Source organism: Thermococcus paralvinellae (genome assembly GCF_000517445.1).
In the GTDB taxonomy this organism is placed as follows: domain Archaea; phylum Methanobacteriota_B; class Thermococci; order Thermococcales; family Thermococcaceae; genus Thermococcus_B; species Thermococcus_B paralvinellae.
Window position 1 is genome coordinate 96,132 of sequence record NZ_CP006965.1, and the last position, 18,108, is coordinate 114,239.

The 18,108-nt window shown below is 47.2% G+C and carries 20 protein-coding genes; 18 read left to right on the plus strand and 2 right to left on the minus strand.

Annotation, left to right across the window (positions count from 1 at the left end; genetic code table 11):
• Both TES1_RS00455 and TES1_RS00460 read left to right on the plus strand, forming a co-directional pair.
• Positions 1-1,524, plus strand: a complete 1,524-nt coding sequence (locus TES1_RS00455) for a potassium channel family protein (protein WP_042679215.1) — start codon at positions 1-3, stop codon at positions 1,522-1,524.
• Between the two features lie 55 nt (positions 1,525-1,579).
• Positions 1,580-2,707 carry an ATP-NAD kinase family protein gene (locus tag TES1_RS00460; protein ID WP_042679217.1) on the plus strand — a complete coding sequence of 376 codons (1,128 nt, stop codon included), beginning with the start codon at positions 1,580-1,582 and terminating at the stop codon, positions 2,705-2,707.
• 37 nt (positions 2,708-2,744) lie between these two features.
• On the opposite strand, the gene hypD is transcribed toward TES1_RS00460, so the two are convergent.
• Positions 2,745-3,857, minus strand: a complete 1,113-nt coding sequence (gene hypD, locus TES1_RS00465; protein ID WP_042679219.1) for a hydrogenase formation protein HypD — start codon at positions 3,855-3,857, stop codon at positions 2,745-2,747.
• Between the two features lie 2 nt (positions 3,858-3,859).
• Complete coding sequence (locus TES1_RS00470) at positions 3,860-4,084, minus strand: HypC/HybG/HupF family hydrogenase formation chaperone (RefSeq protein ID WP_042679221.1); 225 nt, start codon at positions 4,082-4,084, stop codon at positions 3,860-3,862.
• Positions 4,085-4,307: 223 nt separating this feature from the next.
• Here TES1_RS00470 and TES1_RS10700 point away from each other — a divergent pair, with 223 nt between their 5' ends.
• From TES1_RS10700 to TES1_RS00550, 16 genes are all read left to right on the plus strand, one after another.
• Positions 4,308-4,859 (plus strand): TetR/AcrR family transcriptional regulator, encoded by a 552-nt coding sequence (locus TES1_RS10700; RefSeq protein ID WP_051408151.1) that lies wholly within the window; start codon positions 4,308-4,310, stop codon positions 4,857-4,859.
• 365 nt (positions 4,860-5,224) lie between these two features.
• The gene (gene fdhF / locus TES1_RS00480; protein WP_042679223.1) at positions 5,225-7,288 is read left to right on the plus strand and encodes a formate dehydrogenase subunit alpha; all 2,064 of its coding nucleotides are present in this window, start codon (positions 5,225-5,227) and stop codon (positions 7,286-7,288) included.
• A 5-nt stretch (positions 7,289-7,293) separates the two neighbouring features.
• A complete protein-coding gene (locus TES1_RS00485; protein WP_042679225.1) occupies positions 7,294-7,791 on the plus strand; it encodes a 4Fe-4S dicluster domain-containing protein in 498 nt (165 codons plus the stop codon).
• A gap of 13 nt (positions 7,792-7,804) precedes the next feature.
• Positions 7,805-9,256 (plus strand): hydrogenase 4 subunit D, encoded by a 1,452-nt coding sequence (locus TES1_RS00490; protein WP_042679227.1) that lies wholly within the window; start codon positions 7,805-7,807, stop codon positions 9,254-9,256.
• A gap of 6 nt (positions 9,257-9,262) precedes the next feature.
• Positions 9,263-11,239: a proton-conducting transporter transmembrane domain-containing protein gene (locus TES1_RS00495; RefSeq protein WP_042679229.1), complete on the plus strand. Its 1,977-nt coding sequence runs from the start codon at positions 9,263-9,265 to the stop codon at positions 11,237-11,239.
• Positions 11,240-11,243: 4 nt separating this feature from the next.
• A complete protein-coding gene (locus TES1_RS00500) occupies positions 11,244-12,152 on the plus strand; it encodes a respiratory chain complex I subunit 1 family protein (protein ID WP_227738494.1) in 909 nt (302 codons plus the stop codon).
• A 3-nt stretch (positions 12,153-12,155) separates the two neighbouring features.
• On the plus strand, positions 12,156-13,907 hold the full coding sequence (locus tag TES1_RS00505; protein WP_042679233.1) for an NADH-quinone oxidoreductase subunit D-related protein: 1,752 nt from the start codon (positions 12,156-12,158) through the stop codon (positions 13,905-13,907).
• A complete protein-coding gene (locus tag TES1_RS00510; protein ID WP_042679235.1) occupies positions 13,907-14,524 on the plus strand; it encodes an NADH-quinone oxidoreductase subunit I in 618 nt (205 codons plus the stop codon). Before TES1_RS00505 ends, TES1_RS00510 begins: the two co-directional genes overlap by 1 nt.
• Positions 14,521-15,321, plus strand: a complete 801-nt coding sequence (locus TES1_RS00515; protein ID WP_042679237.1) for an NADH-quinone oxidoreductase subunit B family protein — start codon at positions 14,521-14,523, stop codon at positions 15,319-15,321. The genes TES1_RS00510 and TES1_RS00515 overlap by 4 nt, the downstream gene beginning before the upstream one ends.
• A 22-nt stretch (positions 15,322-15,343) precedes the next feature.
• Positions 15,344-15,577, plus strand: a complete 234-nt coding sequence (locus TES1_RS00520) for a hypothetical protein (RefSeq protein WP_042679239.1) — start codon at positions 15,344-15,346, stop codon at positions 15,575-15,577.
• Between the two features lie 4 nt (positions 15,578-15,581).
• Positions 15,582-15,866: a monovalent cation/H+ antiporter complex subunit F gene (locus tag TES1_RS00525; RefSeq protein ID WP_042679241.1), complete on the plus strand. Its 285-nt coding sequence runs from the start codon at positions 15,582-15,584 to the stop codon at positions 15,864-15,866.
• Positions 15,863-16,216: a monovalent cation/H(+) antiporter subunit G gene (gene mnhG / locus TES1_RS00530; protein WP_042679243.1), complete on the plus strand. Its 354-nt coding sequence runs from the start codon at positions 15,863-15,865 to the stop codon at positions 16,214-16,216. Before TES1_RS00525 ends, mnhG begins: the two co-directional genes overlap by 4 nt.
• Complete coding sequence (locus TES1_RS00535) at positions 16,209-16,463, plus strand: hydrogenase subunit MbhD domain-containing protein (RefSeq protein WP_042679245.1); 255 nt, start codon at positions 16,209-16,211, stop codon at positions 16,461-16,463. Before mnhG ends, TES1_RS00535 begins: the two co-directional genes overlap by 8 nt.
• Positions 16,464-17,237: an MnhB domain-containing protein gene (locus TES1_RS00540; protein WP_042679247.1), complete on the plus strand. Its 774-nt coding sequence runs from the start codon at positions 16,464-16,466 to the stop codon at positions 17,235-17,237.
• Positions 17,234-17,626 carry a sodium:proton antiporter gene (locus TES1_RS00545; protein ID WP_042679249.1) on the plus strand — a complete coding sequence of 131 codons (393 nt, stop codon included), beginning with the start codon at positions 17,234-17,236 and terminating at the stop codon, positions 17,624-17,626. The genes TES1_RS00540 and TES1_RS00545 overlap by 4 nt, the downstream gene beginning before the upstream one ends.
• The gene (locus TES1_RS00550; protein WP_042679250.1) at positions 17,623-18,108 is read left to right on the plus strand and encodes a Na+/H+ antiporter subunit E; all 486 of its coding nucleotides are present in this window, start codon (positions 17,623-17,625) and stop codon (positions 18,106-18,108) included. Before TES1_RS00545 ends, TES1_RS00550 begins: the two co-directional genes overlap by 4 nt.

Sequence of the window (18,108 nt, forward strand, 5' to 3'; positions counted from 1 at the left end):
ATGTGCGAGTATGTGTATGAAAATGGGCAGAGATGCGGTACAAAAGCGTTGAAAGGTTCAAATTATTGCTCTCTCCATATATCATTTGAGGAAGGAGAGCTCCTCTATGGGGAGAAAATTAAAAAGATTAAAGAAAGAGCTTTTCAAAAAAAGTTGGAGAGGGGGATTACGTATTTTGAAGGAGTGTACCTATATGATGCCAGAATTTCGAACTTTAAAAGTGATAAGCCAATAGTTTTTAAAAATTCCCACATAAAAACTCTAATAATTGACAATTCTGAGCTCGCTGGTGTAACGCTCTACAACTGTACAATTGAGAATCTCATAATTTTTGAAACTACTTTAAAAACACTTCTTATAAGACATTCCACTATCTTCGGAGTGAATATCTTAAAAGTCCGATTTTACATTTCAATGTATTTAAGGGACAGTCAGATAAGGTACATAATGATGAACTCTTTTGAGTACATAAAAAGTGAAGAAAAACCAAGTGAAGAGGAATACGGAGAGAGAAGCCATCTTTATGGAAGGGTTGAGCTTTTTAATCTCCAAGGAGTCAGAAAAATAGGGATAAACTCAAGATATCCATTATTAAAAAAATTCTTAGAAGAAAAAGGTATTAAAGTTGCAGAAATAACGAAAAAGCATGCAAGAGCGGAAATTTTAGCTATAAGTAGTGTCAAATTTGATGAAAACCCAAGATTCAAACGCCAAGTTAGGATTTTGATAAAATACTTTAATGGACAGCTGTTAATGGAAAATCTCTCAATTCCCGGTCATGTTCAGATAGTTGGAGGTAGAATAAAGCTTCCAGAATTTGTTCATGTTGTTATTTATAATAACCTTGTCTTTAAGAAGGTTCATTTTTATAGTGATACCACCTGGAATTTGACAGTTCTACCCAACCTGGTAGCAGAACTTGCTGTTTATGGATATATTTTGATTGAAGACTGCTATTTTAACAACCCATATATCGAAGAGATTTTTTATCGCTTAGCAAGAACAAGCTGGGAAAAAAGTGGGGATAAAGAGAAGGCAGACAGTTATTACTACTATGAGATGATTGCAAGGAGAAAGCAGAAAACCGGGAGATATTCAATCGGTTTGCCAGTAAAGTTCAGATTTCCCTCGCTTGGAATAAAAAGCCGCTTAAAGCTGAACAAAACGCGGAGAAAAACAAGAAGAATCGTTCATTCCCTTGAAGCATTTTTGGAATGGTTGCTAGCGGATATAACCTGTAAATATGGAACTGATTGGAAAAGGCCAATTGTTATTTGGATTTTTATGGTTAACATAGTCTTTCCAACAGTATTTTACATCACTAAAAGCGTTGCAAGTAATGGTGTACCTCTCAAGAGCTTTTTGGATTATGAGTACTTCAGCATAGTAACTGCAACAACACTGGGATATGGAGATTTGCATCCAATAGGAATTGGCCGTATATTTGCTTCAGCGGAAGCAATCTTTGGAATGTTCATGTGGGCAGTCTTCCTGACAGTATTTGCTAGAAAATACATGAGATAACCTTTTACATCAAAATTATTAAATTCCCATGTGATCTTAAGCTGGAGGTACAGTGATGAAAGTTGGCTTAATAATAAATCCAATAGCTGGAATGGGAGGCAAAGTTGCCTTAAAAGGTACAGATGGAGTTGTTGAAGAAGCTATAAGAAGAGGAGCTAAGCCAATAGCATTAGATTTAGCTAAGCTCTTTTTAAGTGAGCTTTCCCAGTATGAGGAATCTAAGGGTATAAAATTTTTGACAGGTCCTAAAGAGCTCGGTGAATATGCTCTTAAGGATTTCAATTTTTCATATCAGATTATCAGGCACAGGGAAATTGGCTATAGAAATGTCCTTGGAGTTAGGATTCCTGATACCACAAGTGAAGACACAAAAACTTTAGCAAAGCTGATGGCAGATAAAGTCGATATTTTGATTTTTGCTGGAGGAGATGGAACTGCAAGGGACATATATTCTGTTGTAGATAAAAAAGTTCCAATCCTTGGAATCCCAACGGGAGTAAAAATGTTCTCTGGAGTTTTTGCTTCCTCCCCAGAAGATGCAGCCAAGCTTTTGATTGAATTCCTTAGGGGAGATGCGAAGATAGTGGAGCGCGAAATTTTAGATTTGGATGAAAATGCATACAGACATGATGAGGTAAAAGCCAAGCTTTATGGTATAGCATTAACTCCCTATCTTGAAATCTTAGTTCAAGGCTCCAAAGAGCCAACAAAAGTTGATGAAAGTGAAGAGCTTGAAGCTTTAGCTGAAGCGATCGTTGAAGAGCTGGAAGATGGAATTTACTTTTTAGGAGCAGGCTCGACAGTGAAGAGGATTAAAGATAAACTTGGGATTAATGGAACCCTTTTAGGGGTTGATATTGTTGAAATTAAAGACAGGAAAGCGAAGCTTTTAATTAAAGATGCTCAAGAAAAAGATCTCTTGAAGTTTATTGACAAAAATCCTAAAATAATTGTTACTGTTATTGGGGGTGTTAATTTTCTTTTTGGGAGAGGCAATCAGCAGTTTTCTGCAGAAGTCCTTAGATATATTCCAAAGGAAAACATCATTGTTGTTGCAGCTCCATCAAAAGTTGAAAAGCCAATAAGGGTGTATACAGGTGACAGGGAAGTTGATAAAAAGCTTCAAGGATATATAAGAGTTCGCATCGGCGCTTGGAGAGAAAGGATGGTTAAGGTAATTTGAACTTTCACAGTGCAAAAGTTAAAAATAAAAGTAACAGCTAGAATAGAGCACCATATTTGTAGAAAATGTGACATGTTCCTTCATATGAAACCATGCATGGTCCAACTGGATTTCTTGGGGTGCATGTCTTTCCAAAGTGGGGACACTGTGGTGGTAACGCTAATCCACGGAGTATTGCACCGCAGAGGCAGCCTTTTTCCAAGTCAGGGAGTTTTGGGACTTCAACGTCATAATAAGTCCTTATCTCCAAGTCTTTGTACTCTTCTCTAAGCTCAAGTCCGCTCTTTGGGATTATCCCCAAGGCTCTCCATTTTGCATCAACAACTTCAAAGAACTTGTTTATCAGCTTTTGGGCTTCAACATTTCCTTCATATTTTACAACCCTCGTATATTCGTTCTCTATTTTTACTTCTCCTTTTCTTATCATTCTCAGGAGTATTAGAATTCCCATCAACACATCGACAGGTTCAAAGCCAGCAATGACCTGAGGGATTCCATATTCTGTTGTGATGTACTCCCAGCCTCTAACTCCTATTATCGTGGAAACATGACCTGGGTCAATTAGTCCATCAAAGGCTGTGCCCTGCTTAACTAGTGCCTCAACGGCTGGGGGCGTTAAGCGGTGAACAGAATAAATTTTGAAGTTCTCAAGTTTTTCCTCAACAACTGCGTTGAGCATTCCAGCTGCTGGAGCTGTTGTGGTCTCGAAGCCGGGAGAGAAATGAACAACCATCCTGTCTGGATTGTTTTTGGAAATTTTATATGCGTCATAAATTGAGTAGACTACTCTAATGTCGTATCCTTCACTTTTCAAGTCGGAAAAACTCCCTCTTGGTGTAGGAATCTTGTACATATCGCCAAATGTTGTTAGAATAATTTTTTCTCCTTCTTCATAGGCTTTCCTCATTATTTCTTGCATCTTCACGATGTCCTCAACAGGGGTTATACAGACAGGACACCCAGGCCCACTGACGATTTTAACGTTTTCTGGCAAGAGCGAGCGGATTCCGCTCCTTGTTACTGTATCCTCATGAGTTCCACAGACGTGCATGATTTTAACTATCCTTCCTATTTTTTCAGCTTCCTTGTGAATGAGCCTTGTTATCTTTTGAGCGAGTTCTTTGTCTCTAAAAACACTAAGGGCTTCCATGCTCACTCCTCCCATGCTTTTAGGACTTCTTCCCATGCTTGTAGAATCTCTTTTGCAGTTCTCTCATCTAACTTTTCTATTGCAAAGCCCGTGTGCACAATCACATAATCGCCAACTTTAACGTCTGGGAGCAAATCTAAACGAGCCTCTCTCTTTACTCCTCCAAAATCAACAATCGCAACGTTTCCGTTGATTTCAAGAACTTTAGCTGGAACAGCCAGACACATATTTCTCACCTGTTCTTAAGTTTGATTGGGGGTTTTTAAATGTTGCATAAAGGGATATTTTTGTACCCTTTCCTAAGGCTTCTCATGGAATTACAAGTCTAAAATCCCAAACAAAAACATTTATAATATAATGACTTTGTTCTTTGGATCCATTTTGACTGCCGTAACTTTTTTATATCACGCTGATGACTAAGCAGTCAGTATAAATTGGGGAGTGCCGGGCATGGATACCAGAGAAAGAATTTTAAAAGCTGCAAGAGAGCTCTTTGCTGAAAAAGGCTACGATAAAACTACTGTCGATGAAATCGTTGAGCGAGCAGGAGTTGCTAAAGGTACTTTTTACAACTACTTCAGGAGCAAAGAGGAGCTTATAAAAATTGTTGCTCTTCAGTCTTTACCTTATTCTGCAATAAGAGAAGAGCTTGAGAAGGAACACGAGAGCTTTACAGAATTTCTATACAGTATTGCAAATGCATATATTGTATATTACCGTGATCCAGTCTTACGCTCCCTGTTCTTCTACACATTAGCCGTGAAGAACAAGATAAAGGAAGTTGAGGAAATTCATAGGACATTCTGTACGGAGGCTATTTCCAAGGGTGCTAAAAAGATCTCACAACTTGCAAATGTAGATGAAAAAACCGCTATGGTTGTTTTTAAGGCGTTCTATGGTGCTCTACTTTCAAGATTGATCTTTGTAGAGTATTTGTGTATTCCAGATGTTGATTATGTATCGGAAATTATTAGATTGATAGAGAGAAGTTTGAAAAACTAACAACATTAATTTTGCATAATCTCATTTTTTCTGAGCATATTCGTACATTTGAACATGGTTGCTAAAAGCTAGTAAACAGAATTACTAATAGATTTTTATAATGTTAATCAGTTTGTTTTAAGCAAACAATGCTCTTTTTTATACATCCCAATGTTGTGCTCCAAAGTGCAACTTCATGTACACGGAATGTTACTCATTTTAGCATTTTTATATTAGTTTGAATAGTATAATTTAAATTAAATTGCAAAATTTATAACTTATTGTCAGTAATTGACCATATGGTCATAAATTTACATCAAAAAATCAATTATGTGTATAACACAATATAAACTGACTAGTCAGTCACAGCTAGTTGGGTGGTGGGTATGGCAGAGAAGCTTGTGCCAGTAGTATGTCCATGGTGTTCTGTTGGTTGTAGGTTCTATATAGTAAGCGTCAATGGGTATCCTAAGAAAATTGAGTTCGACTACGAGCACGACACTAGGAACCACGGGAAGCTCTGTCCTAAAGGTGTTTCCTCATTCCAGTACCTCAGACATCCAGACAGGCTTAAGAAGCCCCTCAAGAGGGTTGGCGAAAGAGGTGAAGGCAAGTTCGTAGAGATAAGCTGGGAAGAGGCAATTAGGGAAATTGCGGAGAAGCTTAAAGAAATAAGGGAGAAATACGGTCCTGAGGCTCTTGCTTTTCTTGGAAGTGAGAGGTGCTCCATAGAGGAGAACTATGTTCTCCAGAAGCTGGCTAGAGCTTTAGGCACCAACAACCTTGACTACGTTTGTAGAATGTGTCAGTCAACGGCCGTTGCTGGCAAGGGAATGCTTCTTGGGCATCCTGGTCTTACGAATCCATTCGAGGACATCCTTAAAGCCAAGGTTATCGTTCTCTGGGGATATAATCCAGCCGCAACTAATCCAGTCTTCTTTGGCCAATACATTGAGAAGGCAATTCTCGACAACAATGCCACTCTCATTGTCGTTGACCCAAGGAAAACGAAGACCGCCAAGTACGCGGATATACACCTGCAGCCATATCCTGGAACCGACCTTGCCATTGCCTTGGCTATGCTCAATGTCATAATCACTGAGGAGCTTTATGACAAGGACTTCGTGGCGGAGCGCGTAGAAGGCCTTGAGGAGCTTGCCAAGACCGTTGAGAAATACACTCCAGAATGGGCCGAGAAAGTCAGCGGTGTTCCGGCTGAACTCATAAGGAAGGCCGCAATCATCTTTGCAACGGCTGGAACTGCCGCCTTGCTGACGAACGAGGGTGTTAACCAGCACGCCAACGGAACAAGAACAGTTATGGCCCTCACCGAGATGATGGTTCTCTGTGGCTACTTCGGAAAGGAGGGAGTTATGTCTGGAGCCATACCAGGTGCCCACAACGGTATGGGCGCTGGACTCATGGGTGTAGAACCAGATGCACTGCCAGGAAAGTTCCCACTTCACGCTGAAGAGCACAGGAGGAGAATTGAGGAAGTGTGGGGCTTCAAGATTCCGGAGAAGCCTGGAATAACTTACGTCGAGATGATTGACGCAATCCTTGAGGGTAAGCTCAAGGCTCTCTACGTTATGGGAACTAACCCAGCAAAGTCCCTCCCGAACCTAAAGAAGGTTGAAGAAGCGTTTAAGAATATCGAGTTCCTCGTTGTCCAGGACATCTTCCTCACTGAAACCGCGAGATACGCTGACATAGTCCTCCCAGCGGCTGCATGGTTTGAGAAAGATGGAACTGCTGTAAGCTTCGAGAGGAGGGTTCAGAGGAGCTTTAAGGCTGCTGATGCGCCAGGAGATGCTAAGCCAGATTGGGAGATTATCGTAATGCTCGCGAAGGAGCTTGGACTTGGGGAGTACTTCAACTACTCCGATGTGGACGATATACTGAGGGAGATAAACAGAACTATTCCATTCCTCACTGGTGCCACACCAGAGAGACTCAAAAAGAACCTTAAAGGCTGTATGACACCGTGTCCAGACGAGAGCACCGAAACACCGAGACTCTTTGTCCAAGGCTTCCTGACACCAAACGGAAAGGCCCAGCTCATTCCTGTGGAGTATAAAGAGCCTGGTGAAGTTCCCGATGAGGACTACCCATTCTGGCTCACCAACTACAGGTTTGTTGGTCAGTTCCACACTGGAACCATGAGCCACAGGAGCAAGAGCCTGAGCAAGAGATGGCCGGAGGAGTACATTGAGATCAACGAGAACGACGCGAAGAGGCTTGGCATAAAGGACGGCGACCTCGTGAAGGTCGAGACCAGAAGAGCAGCACTGGTTCTCAAGGCTAAGGTCACGCCGCACATTAGGGAGGGTGTCGTCGCTGTTCCATGGCACTGGAACTTCAACTACCTGACCACGGATGTCCTCGACGAATACGCCAAGATGCCCGAGCTGAAGACAGCTGCTTGTAGAATTTCTAAGGTTGAGGGGTGATTTAAATGAGCAAGAAGATATTTATCGATTTTAAGCGCTGTATCGCCTGTAAGGCCTGTGAAGTTGCCTGTGAAATGGAGCATGGAGAAGCTAGGATTAGAGTTTTTGAGTTTCCCGACTTGACCAGTGTCGCCTTCAACTGTCGCCACTGTGAAAAAGCCCCGTGTATGGAAGTCTGTCCTGTCAACGCGCTCTCCAAGGACGAAGATGGTGCAGTTATTCTCGATCCTCTCAAGTGTATCGGCTGTCTCATGTGCGGTCTGGCCTGTCCATTCGGCATTCCAAAGATAGACGAGTACAACAAGATAATGGATAAGTGCGACCTCTGTGCCCACAGGAGAGCGGAAGGCAAGCTTCCTGCCTGTGTCTCAGCGTGTCCAACTGAGGCCCTCAAGTACGGCGACATAAACGACGTTCTCTGGGCTAGAGAAGAAAGAATAGTAGCCGAGCTTAAGGATATCGGCGACAGAACTAATGTCCTTGAAGCGTACATCATCAGGTGATGGGGGTGCAGAGATGGACGCTTTTCCCTTCCTCGTATCTTTTTTAATTCCTCTGCTCTTTGGTCCCATCCTGTTTAAATTAGACGGTAGAAAAGCTGATGTGTTCATGCTCATCGCTGTTGTGTCTTCCTTCCTGGCTAATCTGATTGGAGTCCTTGAATACCTAAAGGTCGGTGGCGCTCATCACATCGTTTACCTCGAAACTTCTTCCCTCGGTGAGGTCTACGGCGTTATAATCGACCCGATGAGCGTTTTGGTCGGTTTTGTCGTGAGCTTGGCTGGCGTGCTGTTCCTTCTCTATGCGGTGGACTACATGAGCGAGAGGAACAAGCAGCACCCTGTCTACTCTGATAAGGGAAGGTTCTACGCCTGGATGGTTATCTTCGTTGGAGCAACGCTGGCATTCATATACTCCTCAACGATGCTTCAGTTGCTCATATTCTTCGAGATAATGGGGCTTGCGTGTTGGGGTGTTGTTGGTTATTATAAGAGTTCAAAGGCTGAGAGAGCTGCATACAAGGCTCTTCTCGTGCCGAATTTCGGTGCGATGGTTGGTCTCTATACTGCTGTTGGTATTGGTATCCTCAAACTCCATGATCTTAGTCTTTATGCTCTTCAGAACCTGAGCGACGACCTTAAGCTTCTGGTCTTCTTGGGCATAATGGTTGCTGCTTTCACCAAGAGTGCCCAGTTCCCACTCTATTCATGGCTTCCAGACGCGATGGCAGCGCCGACACCGGCAAGCGCCTTCCTTCATGGAGCAGCAATGGTTGAGATGGGAGTTTACCTGCTCGCTAGGGTTACCCAGTTCATGCAACCGATTCCGGAGACAGCTTTCTACGTTATGCTCGTCTTCGTGTCGCTAACTTTACTCATAACAATTCTCTACTACCCGCTCCAGAAAGACGCCAAGAGACTCCTTGCTTACTCCACCATAGCAGAGGCAGGGGTAATGTACGTCGGCGTGCTCTATGCCGTGCTCGGCTCGGCTTACGGCCTCCAGGCGGCCATGTTCCAGCTGGCCAACCACGCTTTCGTCAAGGGTCTTGCCTTCCTCACCGCAGGAACCTTCAGTTACGCTTTTGGAACGCTCGACATGGAGAAGATTAAGGGCCTCGGAAAGCTCGTTCCGGTCGTTGGTGCAAGCTGGTTCTTAGCCCTTCTCGGCCTGGCTGGAGTTCCTCCGCTCGGCCTGTTCTTCAGCAAGGCGTATCTCTTCATGAACGCGTCTTCAATAACTAGCTGGGTTGGGTGGATTCCGCTCTTCCTAGTGTTGGCCGATGCCACGGTTTTCCTTGCGGTATCTCTCGGATGGATTAAGAGGATGGTATTCAGCGAGCCCCTCCAGGAGAGTGCAGAAGTTTCCCCGCTGATGCGCTTTGTCCTCGTAGTCCTAATAGTCCTGTCCATCGTTGCGCCGTTCCTAAGCGTGAAACTCGTGACTCAGATAGGGTTCATGGGGTGATGCGGGATGATGGAAATTCCGATCGCGCTCTACTCACTCTCAGCGATTTCCGGTCTGGTTGGGGACTTTAAGCGGAGCATTAAGATTTCGAGCGTCTTATCAGCCATGGCATCCTTATCCCTCCTGGGCATAGCTGCCCATGCCCTATCCAAGGGGCTTCCCGTTCAGGAGAGCTTTTTGGGCATTCTCCTAATCATAGACAGCCTCTCCCTCCCGTTCCTGTTCATCATCGCACTGCTCAGCCTCGTGGTTTCAGTATACTCTATCTCTTATATGGAAGTCCACAGAGATACCGGAAGACCCCTAGCATATACCCTCCTCTACGGTACGTTTGTGATATCAATGATATTTGTGGCTCTGACGTCAAACCTGCTCTGGTTCGTCTTTTTCTGGGAGATGATGACTCTAACTTCCTTCGTCTTCGTGAGCTGGAGGGAGCAGGACGCTGGAATTAAATACCTCCTCACGATGCAGCTCGCCAACACGGTGCCCCTCTTCGTAGCCCTCGGCATAATCTACTCCGCCACTGGAAGCTTCAGCGTTGATTACGCCACGCTTAAGGAGGTTGCATCTTCCCTTTCTCCAGTCCAGCTCAAGCTGCTCTACGCTATGTTCCTCGTAACTTTCCTTGCGAAATCTGGAAGCGTGCCCTTCCAGTTCTGGGTACCTGATGCCTACGAGGCAGCTCCCAGCAATATAGCCTCGCTGATGGCCGGCGTCATGGAGAAGATGGCGGTTTACGGTCTGATAAGGCTCCTCTGCAACGCCCTGCCATGCAGTGAGAGCGTTGGCTACGTTCTCGTCATCGTCGGCATACTCACCATGGCCTTCGGAACCCTCTATGCCCTCAGAGAGACCCACGCGAAGAGACTCCTGGCGTACTCAAGCGTTGGACAAATGGGCTACATCTGGTTCGCGGTGGGCATGGGTATGGTCTTCTTAGCAAAGGGCATGGAGAGCCTGGCCTACTTGGCCTTCCTCGCCGGAGTCTTCCACTCCTTCAATCACACCCTCTTCAAGGGGCTGCTCTTCCTCATCTCAGGCAACTTCGAGTACTCTACCGGAACCGCTGACCTCAACGAGCTTGGTGGCTTGAGGAGGGCAATGCCGTACTCGTCGCTCTTCACCGTCATAGGTGCGCTTTCCCTCGCTGGAGTGCCCCTCTTCAGCGGCTTCCTCTCGAAGTGGATGATTTATCAGGCCGGCTACTACTCTGGGATTGGCCTCTTTGTCTTTGGCTCGGTGATGGCGGTGTTCATGAGCGCCGTAACCTTGGCGTACTCGCTCAAGTTCTACACTTCTGCCTTTGGAGGTGAACCGAACGAGAAGACTGAGAACGCTAGGGAAGTCCCGTCGGGCATGCTCCTCGGTGAGGGAATTCTGGCTTTAATCTCACTTGTCATTGGAGTGTTCCCTGTCATCGCTTATCCACTCTTGACGATTTCGGTGAAGAGAAGCGTTGCCGTTACAATGGGCTCGATATCCACTGACTTTGAGTATTTCTCTCCAATAGATCTGCTCCTTGCGGCTTCATTCTTTGCAGTTGCTTCGTACTTTATATTCAGACCAAAGACAGCCAATGTCAAACCCTGGAACGCTGGAGCGCTCTTCCTGCCGGAGGAGAGGTACGGAGCGAAGGCCAGAGACTATTACAGGCAGTACTTTACTGAGATGGGGAACCTTTACAAGCTTGGAAGTGCTGCTGGCAGGATCGGAAGGGCCTTTCTCTCTGCCCTGATGTCTATCTACCTCGTTCTTGCCAGGGGCCTCGTCTACACTGGCAGGGAGAAGAAGCGTTCCTTCACCCTCAGTGAGCTTCGTCATTACAGCGCTAGATACCTAGATGAAGCATTCTTCGCGCCGATAATGGATTTAGTCAAAAACATCGCAGTGCTGGCAGTGGGCATCTCGGTGTCCATGGACGAGCTCTTCCTAGCTTCAATGCTGACTACGGTGATAATACTCGCTCTCCTGGTGCTGTGAGGTGATGAGGATGGATTATGTAAGTTTAATTGCTGCTCCAATAGTCATTTTCCTCCTTCCTCCACTCCTTGATGGAATAGGACGAAAAATAAAGGCAAGGATTCAATACAGAAGAGGTCCACCAATAATGCAGACGTTCTACGACCTCGAAAAGCTGCTCAAGCTACCGTCGGTGCTTCCAACTGACAGCCCAATCTTCAGACTGGCCCCATACATAGCCTTGGCATTTGCCATTACTGGTGGCCTAATGCTTCCCTTCGGAAGTGAGCCTGTGTTAGCTTTTGGAAAGAGCCTCATAGTGTTCTTCTACGTCATGGCGATGGTCAGCGTAGTGATGATACTTGCTACTTTCTCCGTCCAGAACGCGTTTTCACACATAGGCGGACACAGAGAGGTCATGCTGATACTCTCGATTGAGCCAGTGCTGGCCGTCGTCTTCGGTGTCCTGGCATTCAAGCTTGGAACGCTCAACGTCGCTAAGATGCCCTTCAGTGCTAGCCTCTCGCTTTCTGTTGTCCTCGCTTACATCCTGCTGGCTTACGCAGTCTATGTTGAGGGTGGTTTTGTACCATTTGATATAGCCGAGGCAGAGACTGAGATAATTGGAGGGCCTCTCACTGAGTACAGTGGAAGACTCCTTGGAATATTCAAGTACTCTCTCCTAATAAAGAGGATAGTACTGCTCTGGCTACTATCTTCATTGGTTACGATTCCTGCTTTGGATTTCCTCGGTATAACCAGCTCTATAGTACTGTTTATTGCCCAACTTGTCATGGCTTTCTTGTTGTATTCACTTGCTGTGGTATTAGAGGCTGCAAATGCTCGTTTGAGAATTGACCAGGCAGTTTCCCTGAATAAGAAAGTTTTCCTCCTGTCCCTAGTTGTCCTGTTGATAGCATTGGTGGGGTGGTAAATCATGGAGTGTAGCGTGTGTGCGGGTGGATGCAAATCCGCGGAGGTTGAGGATGTTCTTGAGGATGGTCATCTGAGGAGGTTTGTGGAGAAATTCAAAGAATTTATTTTTGAATGTAAAAAGCTTACAAGAAACCAGTACTTGTTTGTAGTCGATAAGAACGCCCTTCCAGAAATGGTGCTCTACTGGCACAACAACTCTGAGCTAAAAGAGACTCACTTCTCGATGGGAATTGGAACTGACGAAAGGAGCATTGCTGGAAAATTTGCATACGCTCCGGTGATAAATGTTACCGTTGAGCCTGGGAATGGAGATAAGAACTACTGGGTTATCTTGAAGGCATATCTTGACGAAGACAACCCTGAATTTCCCTCAATAGCTGCAGAGCTTCCAGCTGCCCTCTGGGCAGAGAGGGAAGTTTACGATCTTCTTGGCTTAAACCCTAAAGGTCATCCTGACTTAAGGAGGCTTGTCCTGCCTGAAGACTGGCCTGAGGGTGTTTATCCACTCAGAAAAGATCACGACTACAAAGCATCTCCAATGGATACTCCCAAGTGCTATTACAAACCTGGACCACCAGACACTATGACAGTTCCGATAGGCCCTTATCATCTTGCACTAGATGAGCCAGCTCACTTTAGAATATTTGTCAAGGGAGAAACAGTAGTTGACGTTGATTACAGGGGATTCTATTCGCATAGAGGAGTTGAAAAGATAGGAGAGGGAAGACTGACCTACAATCAGGTGCTCTTCATAGCCGAGAGGATATGTGGAATTTGTGGCTTCCAGCACTCGACGAGCTATGCCCAGGCGGTTGAAAACATAGCCGGCGTTGAAATCCCCGAGAGGGCCATGTACATAAGGACGATAATGCTCGAGCTTGAGAGGATTCACTCACACATGCTCTGGGCTGGTGTTGCGGCTCACCTGACGGGCTTTGACACGGGATTCATGCACGCTTGGCGCGTCAGAGAGCCTGTTATGTGGCTCGCAGAGAGGCTCACAGGAAACAGGAAGACCTACGGAATCAACATCGTCGGAGGAGTTAGGAGGGACTTCCTCGACTACCGCAAGGAGATGATAATGGAGAAGATCAAGGAGCTCAGGAGGCAGGTCGAAGAGTTCATCGAAATAGCGACCGGTACGGCAACCTTCGTCAAGAGGGCTGAGGGAGTTGGAATTCTGCCGTACAAGGTGGCCAAGGCCTACTCAGTCCTTGGTCCGAACGGAAGAGCCAGCGGGAGGAACATTGACGTTAGGAGAGACCAGCCCTTCGCGGCATACAAGGATTTGGACTTCAAGGTTCCAGTCTACAAGGAGGGCGACGTCTTGGCAAGGTTCCTCATCAGGATGGACGAGGTGCTCGAGAGCATCTGGATAATCGAGCAGGCCATTGACCAGATGCCCGGAGGAGACGTCTTCGTGCCGATAGGAGAGCTCCCAGAGTATGAGGAGGGTCTTGGTTACAGTGAAGCTCCAAGGGGTGAAGTCATCCACTACGTCATGACTGACAAGAAGAACAAGGTCTACCGCTGGAAGGTTAGAGCCCCGACCTACAACAACCTTCCAGCTGTTCCGGAGATGCTCAAGGGCTACAGCGTTGCCGATGCCCCGCTCATCATAGCGAGCATAGATCCGTGCTACTCCTGTACGGAGAGGGTTCAGATAGTGGACGTTGAGACTGGGAAGGCAAAGATCCTGAACGAACAGCAGTTCAACATGCTCTCGATAGAGAAGGGCAAGGGGGTGGCCTGATGGCCCAGGCGATTTCGTTCACCGACAGGCTCAAGTTCTGGAAGCGACCAGAGGAAGACGTTAAGAAGGCTCCCGTCACGACTTCTTATCCTTTTGCTGATATCGAAAAGCCGCCGGAATATAGGGGCATACCCCACATAGACCCTTACCTCTGCATTGGCTGTGGCGCCTGTGTTAGGGCCTGTCCACCAGATGCGCTCACGATAGAGTGGGACTTCGAGAACGGGAGGAAGAGAATAGTCTTCAACGCCGCGCGCTGCATAAGGTGCCACCGCTGCGTCGAGGTTTGTCCAACCGGTGCGATGCAAGGCACAACGAGGTTCGAGATAGCGACGCCGAACAAGGAGGATCTCATTGAGGTCGTTGACCACAAGCTCTACAGATGCCCGCGCTGTGGGAAGTATGAGGAGTTCACCGAGAGGCAGATACAGAAGATGTTCCAGATTCTTCCAAAGGAAGTTATTGACCAGCACGGCATAGCCGAGAGGGCTTTTCTCTGCAGGGAGTGCAGGATGGAGGAGAGTGCTAAGACCTTAGCGGTTCAAGGGTCCTATGCGGATAGCCTTCTCCTTTCACTCTATCCGAGAGGCTCAAAGGTGATGGGTGAGAGGAGATGAGCAGGTTGAAGTCCGTTTGGGTCTTCCACGTTGACAGTGGGAGCTGCAACGGCTGCGACATTGAGATACTCGATGTGCTCACGCCGTACTACGACGCCGAGAGGCTCGGAATAAAGCTCGTGCCGAGTCCAAGACATGCTGATGCCCTCCTCGTTTCGGGCCCACTCACGAGGCAGACGTACTACGCCGTCAAAGCAGCCTACGAGGCGATGCCGCCGAAGCCGAGGATAGTTGTGGCTATAGGAACATGTGCATCGAGCGGTGGGATATTCTACAACGGCTATCCAATCTATAACCCGAATCCAGAGAGGGGAAGCGACAGGCTCAGGACTGGCGGAATAGAGGTTCTTTTGGCGGAGTACGGGAAAAAGCCCGACATGTACATACCAGGATGCCCACCGAGTCCGGAGGAGATACTATATGGACTGGCTCAGCTTCTCGGCCTGAAGGAGAAGAAGATGAAGGGCGAGTACTACTACGCAGACGAGATTGAGTTCGTTCTTCCAGAGAGACCGATCGAGGAGAGGATTTACCTGACGCTCAGAGAATCCCTGAGGCGCGTCGTGGGGTACTTCGACAGGGAGAAGGTTCTCGAGGACTTCATGGCCCTCGTGGAAAAGGCCCAGGAGAGCGAGAACCCGAGGGAGAGGCTCCACGAGCTAGTCATCGGCTACTTCCTGAGGGAGAAGGACTCCCGTGTGAAGTTCGCGATAAGGTTCCTCGAAAACGAGTACTGGAGGTTGAAGGATGCCTACGAAAAGAAGCACCTGGCACTTGTTAAAGCTGGTGTACGTTAATCCGCCTTACGTCTCGAAGGCGATGGCACACTTCGCCGGTGACATGGCTGTGCTGGAAGAGCTGGGGACGCTGAGGGAGAAAACTGTTGAGGTAATCAAGGAAAGCCTTGGGACAAAAAGAGACGAAATAGACCTATCGCTGAGCGACCTGATACTGATACCCATGGAAAAGCTGCCCGAGGACGACAGAGAGTTCTTGCTAAAGATTGTTCAGGAGCTTGAGGGAGATGCCAAACTCAAGATAGTGAGGAGGTGATAGTGTGAGTCTTGAGTCCCAGTTCTTTCTACTTATGAAGTTCGTGATACCAATTTACCTGTTGGCATTCATCCTCTACGCTGTTAGGGCATTTAAAGGCCCAACGATAGTAGACATAGTCCTTGCCGTTGACTGTCTGTCCTTTGATGTAGCTGCGTTCATGGCAATTCTTGCGGTTTACTTCAAGAGCGTTTACTTAGTGAGCGGGGCGATGATTCTAGCGCTCTGGGGCTATTTGCTGGACATTTACATAGCAAAACACTTGGTGAGCAGGGAGGTGGGAGCATGAGCGTTCTGTTCTACCTTGGGGCAGCCCTCATCGTCATAGGGGCGCTTTGTGACTTGTTTGGTGCTTTGGGTCTGCTCCGCTTCCCTAACTTCTATGTTAGGCTGCACGCCGCGACCGTGGGCATCATCGGCGGTGCAGCGGTTCCGCTCTTCGGCGTTGCTCTCCTCGCTCTCGGCGCGGACTTCCTGCCGAACAGATATGCTATAGCTGGAGCGAGCTTTGTCACTGGTGTCACAGTGCTTCTCGCTTCTCCAGCTGGAAGTCACGCTCTGGCCTACGCCGCTCACAAGGCTAAGCTTGTCCAGAGGCCAGAGATTGACCATTTGGCAGAGGTGAGAGATGATGATTGAAATTCATCTGTTAATCCTCAGCCTTGCTCTCATGCTCGGCTTTGTCGCCAGCTATCTAGCTGTGACTGAGAAGGATCTGCTCAAAGCGGTCGGATTTTCGGCAGTGCAGGCCATATCTTATGCTATAGTTTTCTACATCCTTATGGCTCCCGACATTATCCTCGCCTATATAGCGATAGCCGTGGGAATATATTCAGCTCTGCTCATCTTCGCTATCAGCAAGACCGGGAGGTACGAGGTGGTGTGAATGAGGGGCAAAAGCCTCATCACGGCGGTTATAATCCTGACCTTCGCCGCGCTCATGACTTACGCAGTGGTTTCTCTCCAAGTCTTCGGTGAGGGTATTGGAGTTAGACCCCTTGGCGAGTTCTACCTTGAAAACAGCTATTTCGGGGATTACTCTGCCAGGAGTCCTGAGGTTGTTACCTCAATTCTCTGGGACTACCGTGGCGTTGACACGCTCTTCGAGACTGCAGTGTTCTTCCTCGCAATAATAGGCAGCCTGACCGTCTTCAGGCTCACCAGGGAGCAGGAGAAGGAAGTCAAGAAGGCTGAAAGCACTCCAACCGAGTTGACGCCAATAGTGAAGGACGTTACTAAAGTTATCGTTGTTATGATTCTTGCTGTCTCGGCCTCGATTGCTTTGCATGGTCACTTAACTCCTGGAGGGGGCTTCCAGGGTGGTTCGGCATTGGCTGTGGCACCACTCCTCATAATAGCGGCATACTCAAAATACACCCTGGAAGGCCACGGTATGGACAAAACCAGAGCTTTAATCCTTCGTTCCATCGGACTGCTTGGCATAGCCCTGGTTGCTCTGGTTCCACTCCTCAGCGATGGCTTCATCATGCAGAATCAGCCAATTTTCCCAGCAGAAGTTAATGGTCAATTAATCGGTGGTTCTCTAATCTACTACAACTTTTTCGAGTTCCTCGCAGTTGGCGCTGGATTCACGGCGGTGTTCCTCCTCCTAAGCATACCAGAGGAGAAGTTCAAGAAAATCCTGGGGGTGAAGAAATGAGCACTTCAGAGTTTCTGTGGGCTTACCTCTGGGTCGTCTTACTGCTCACGCTGGCGGTATCGCTGTACGGCATAATCGCTAGACCAAACATGCTGAAGAAAATCATATCGCTCACGATACTCGGTGATGTTGTTAACGTCATGGTGGTCTTCATAGGCTACCGCTTCACTTATCCAGTGGCCCCGCCGATACTGCCGTCCCTTTCAAAGGAATCCCTCAGTCAGTTTGTGAACACTGCCGTTGACCCGCTTCCACAGGCCCTTGTCATAACCGCCGTAGTCATAGGAATGGCCGTGAACATGCTCTTGGCTGTGCTGACGATACAGCTCTACCGCCTCTACGGCACGCTCGATGTCAGAGAGATAGCCAAGAGAGGTGGTGAGGAATGAGGGGTGTCCTTCCAACTGCTTTACTTGTCTTTATCACTTACGTGCTCTTCACAGGTTCTGCCAGTCCCTACGACCTACTCACAGGTGTGATCGTTGCCATAGGTGTGGGACTGCTAATGGGTAAATACGTCGTCCAAAGCGACACTAAGGCTCTAAATCCAGTGAGGTGGCTCTGGGGAGTCATTTACTTCTTCTGGTACATGCTCGTAGCCGAGACCAAGTCCCACTTGGACGTTATACGCAGGATAATCACTGGCGACTACAATCCTGGAATAGTTAAGGTTCCCGTTGATGTCGAGACGAGCTACGCGAAAACGCTCATCGCCAACTCAATAACCAATACGCCGGGAACATATGTGGTTGACATGGATGAGAATTATCTCTACGTGCACTGGATTGACGTAGCAACTGAAGATCCCGAAAAGGCAAGAAAGGAAATATCCGCTGACTTTGAGAGATTTGCAAAGAGAATACTGGAGTGA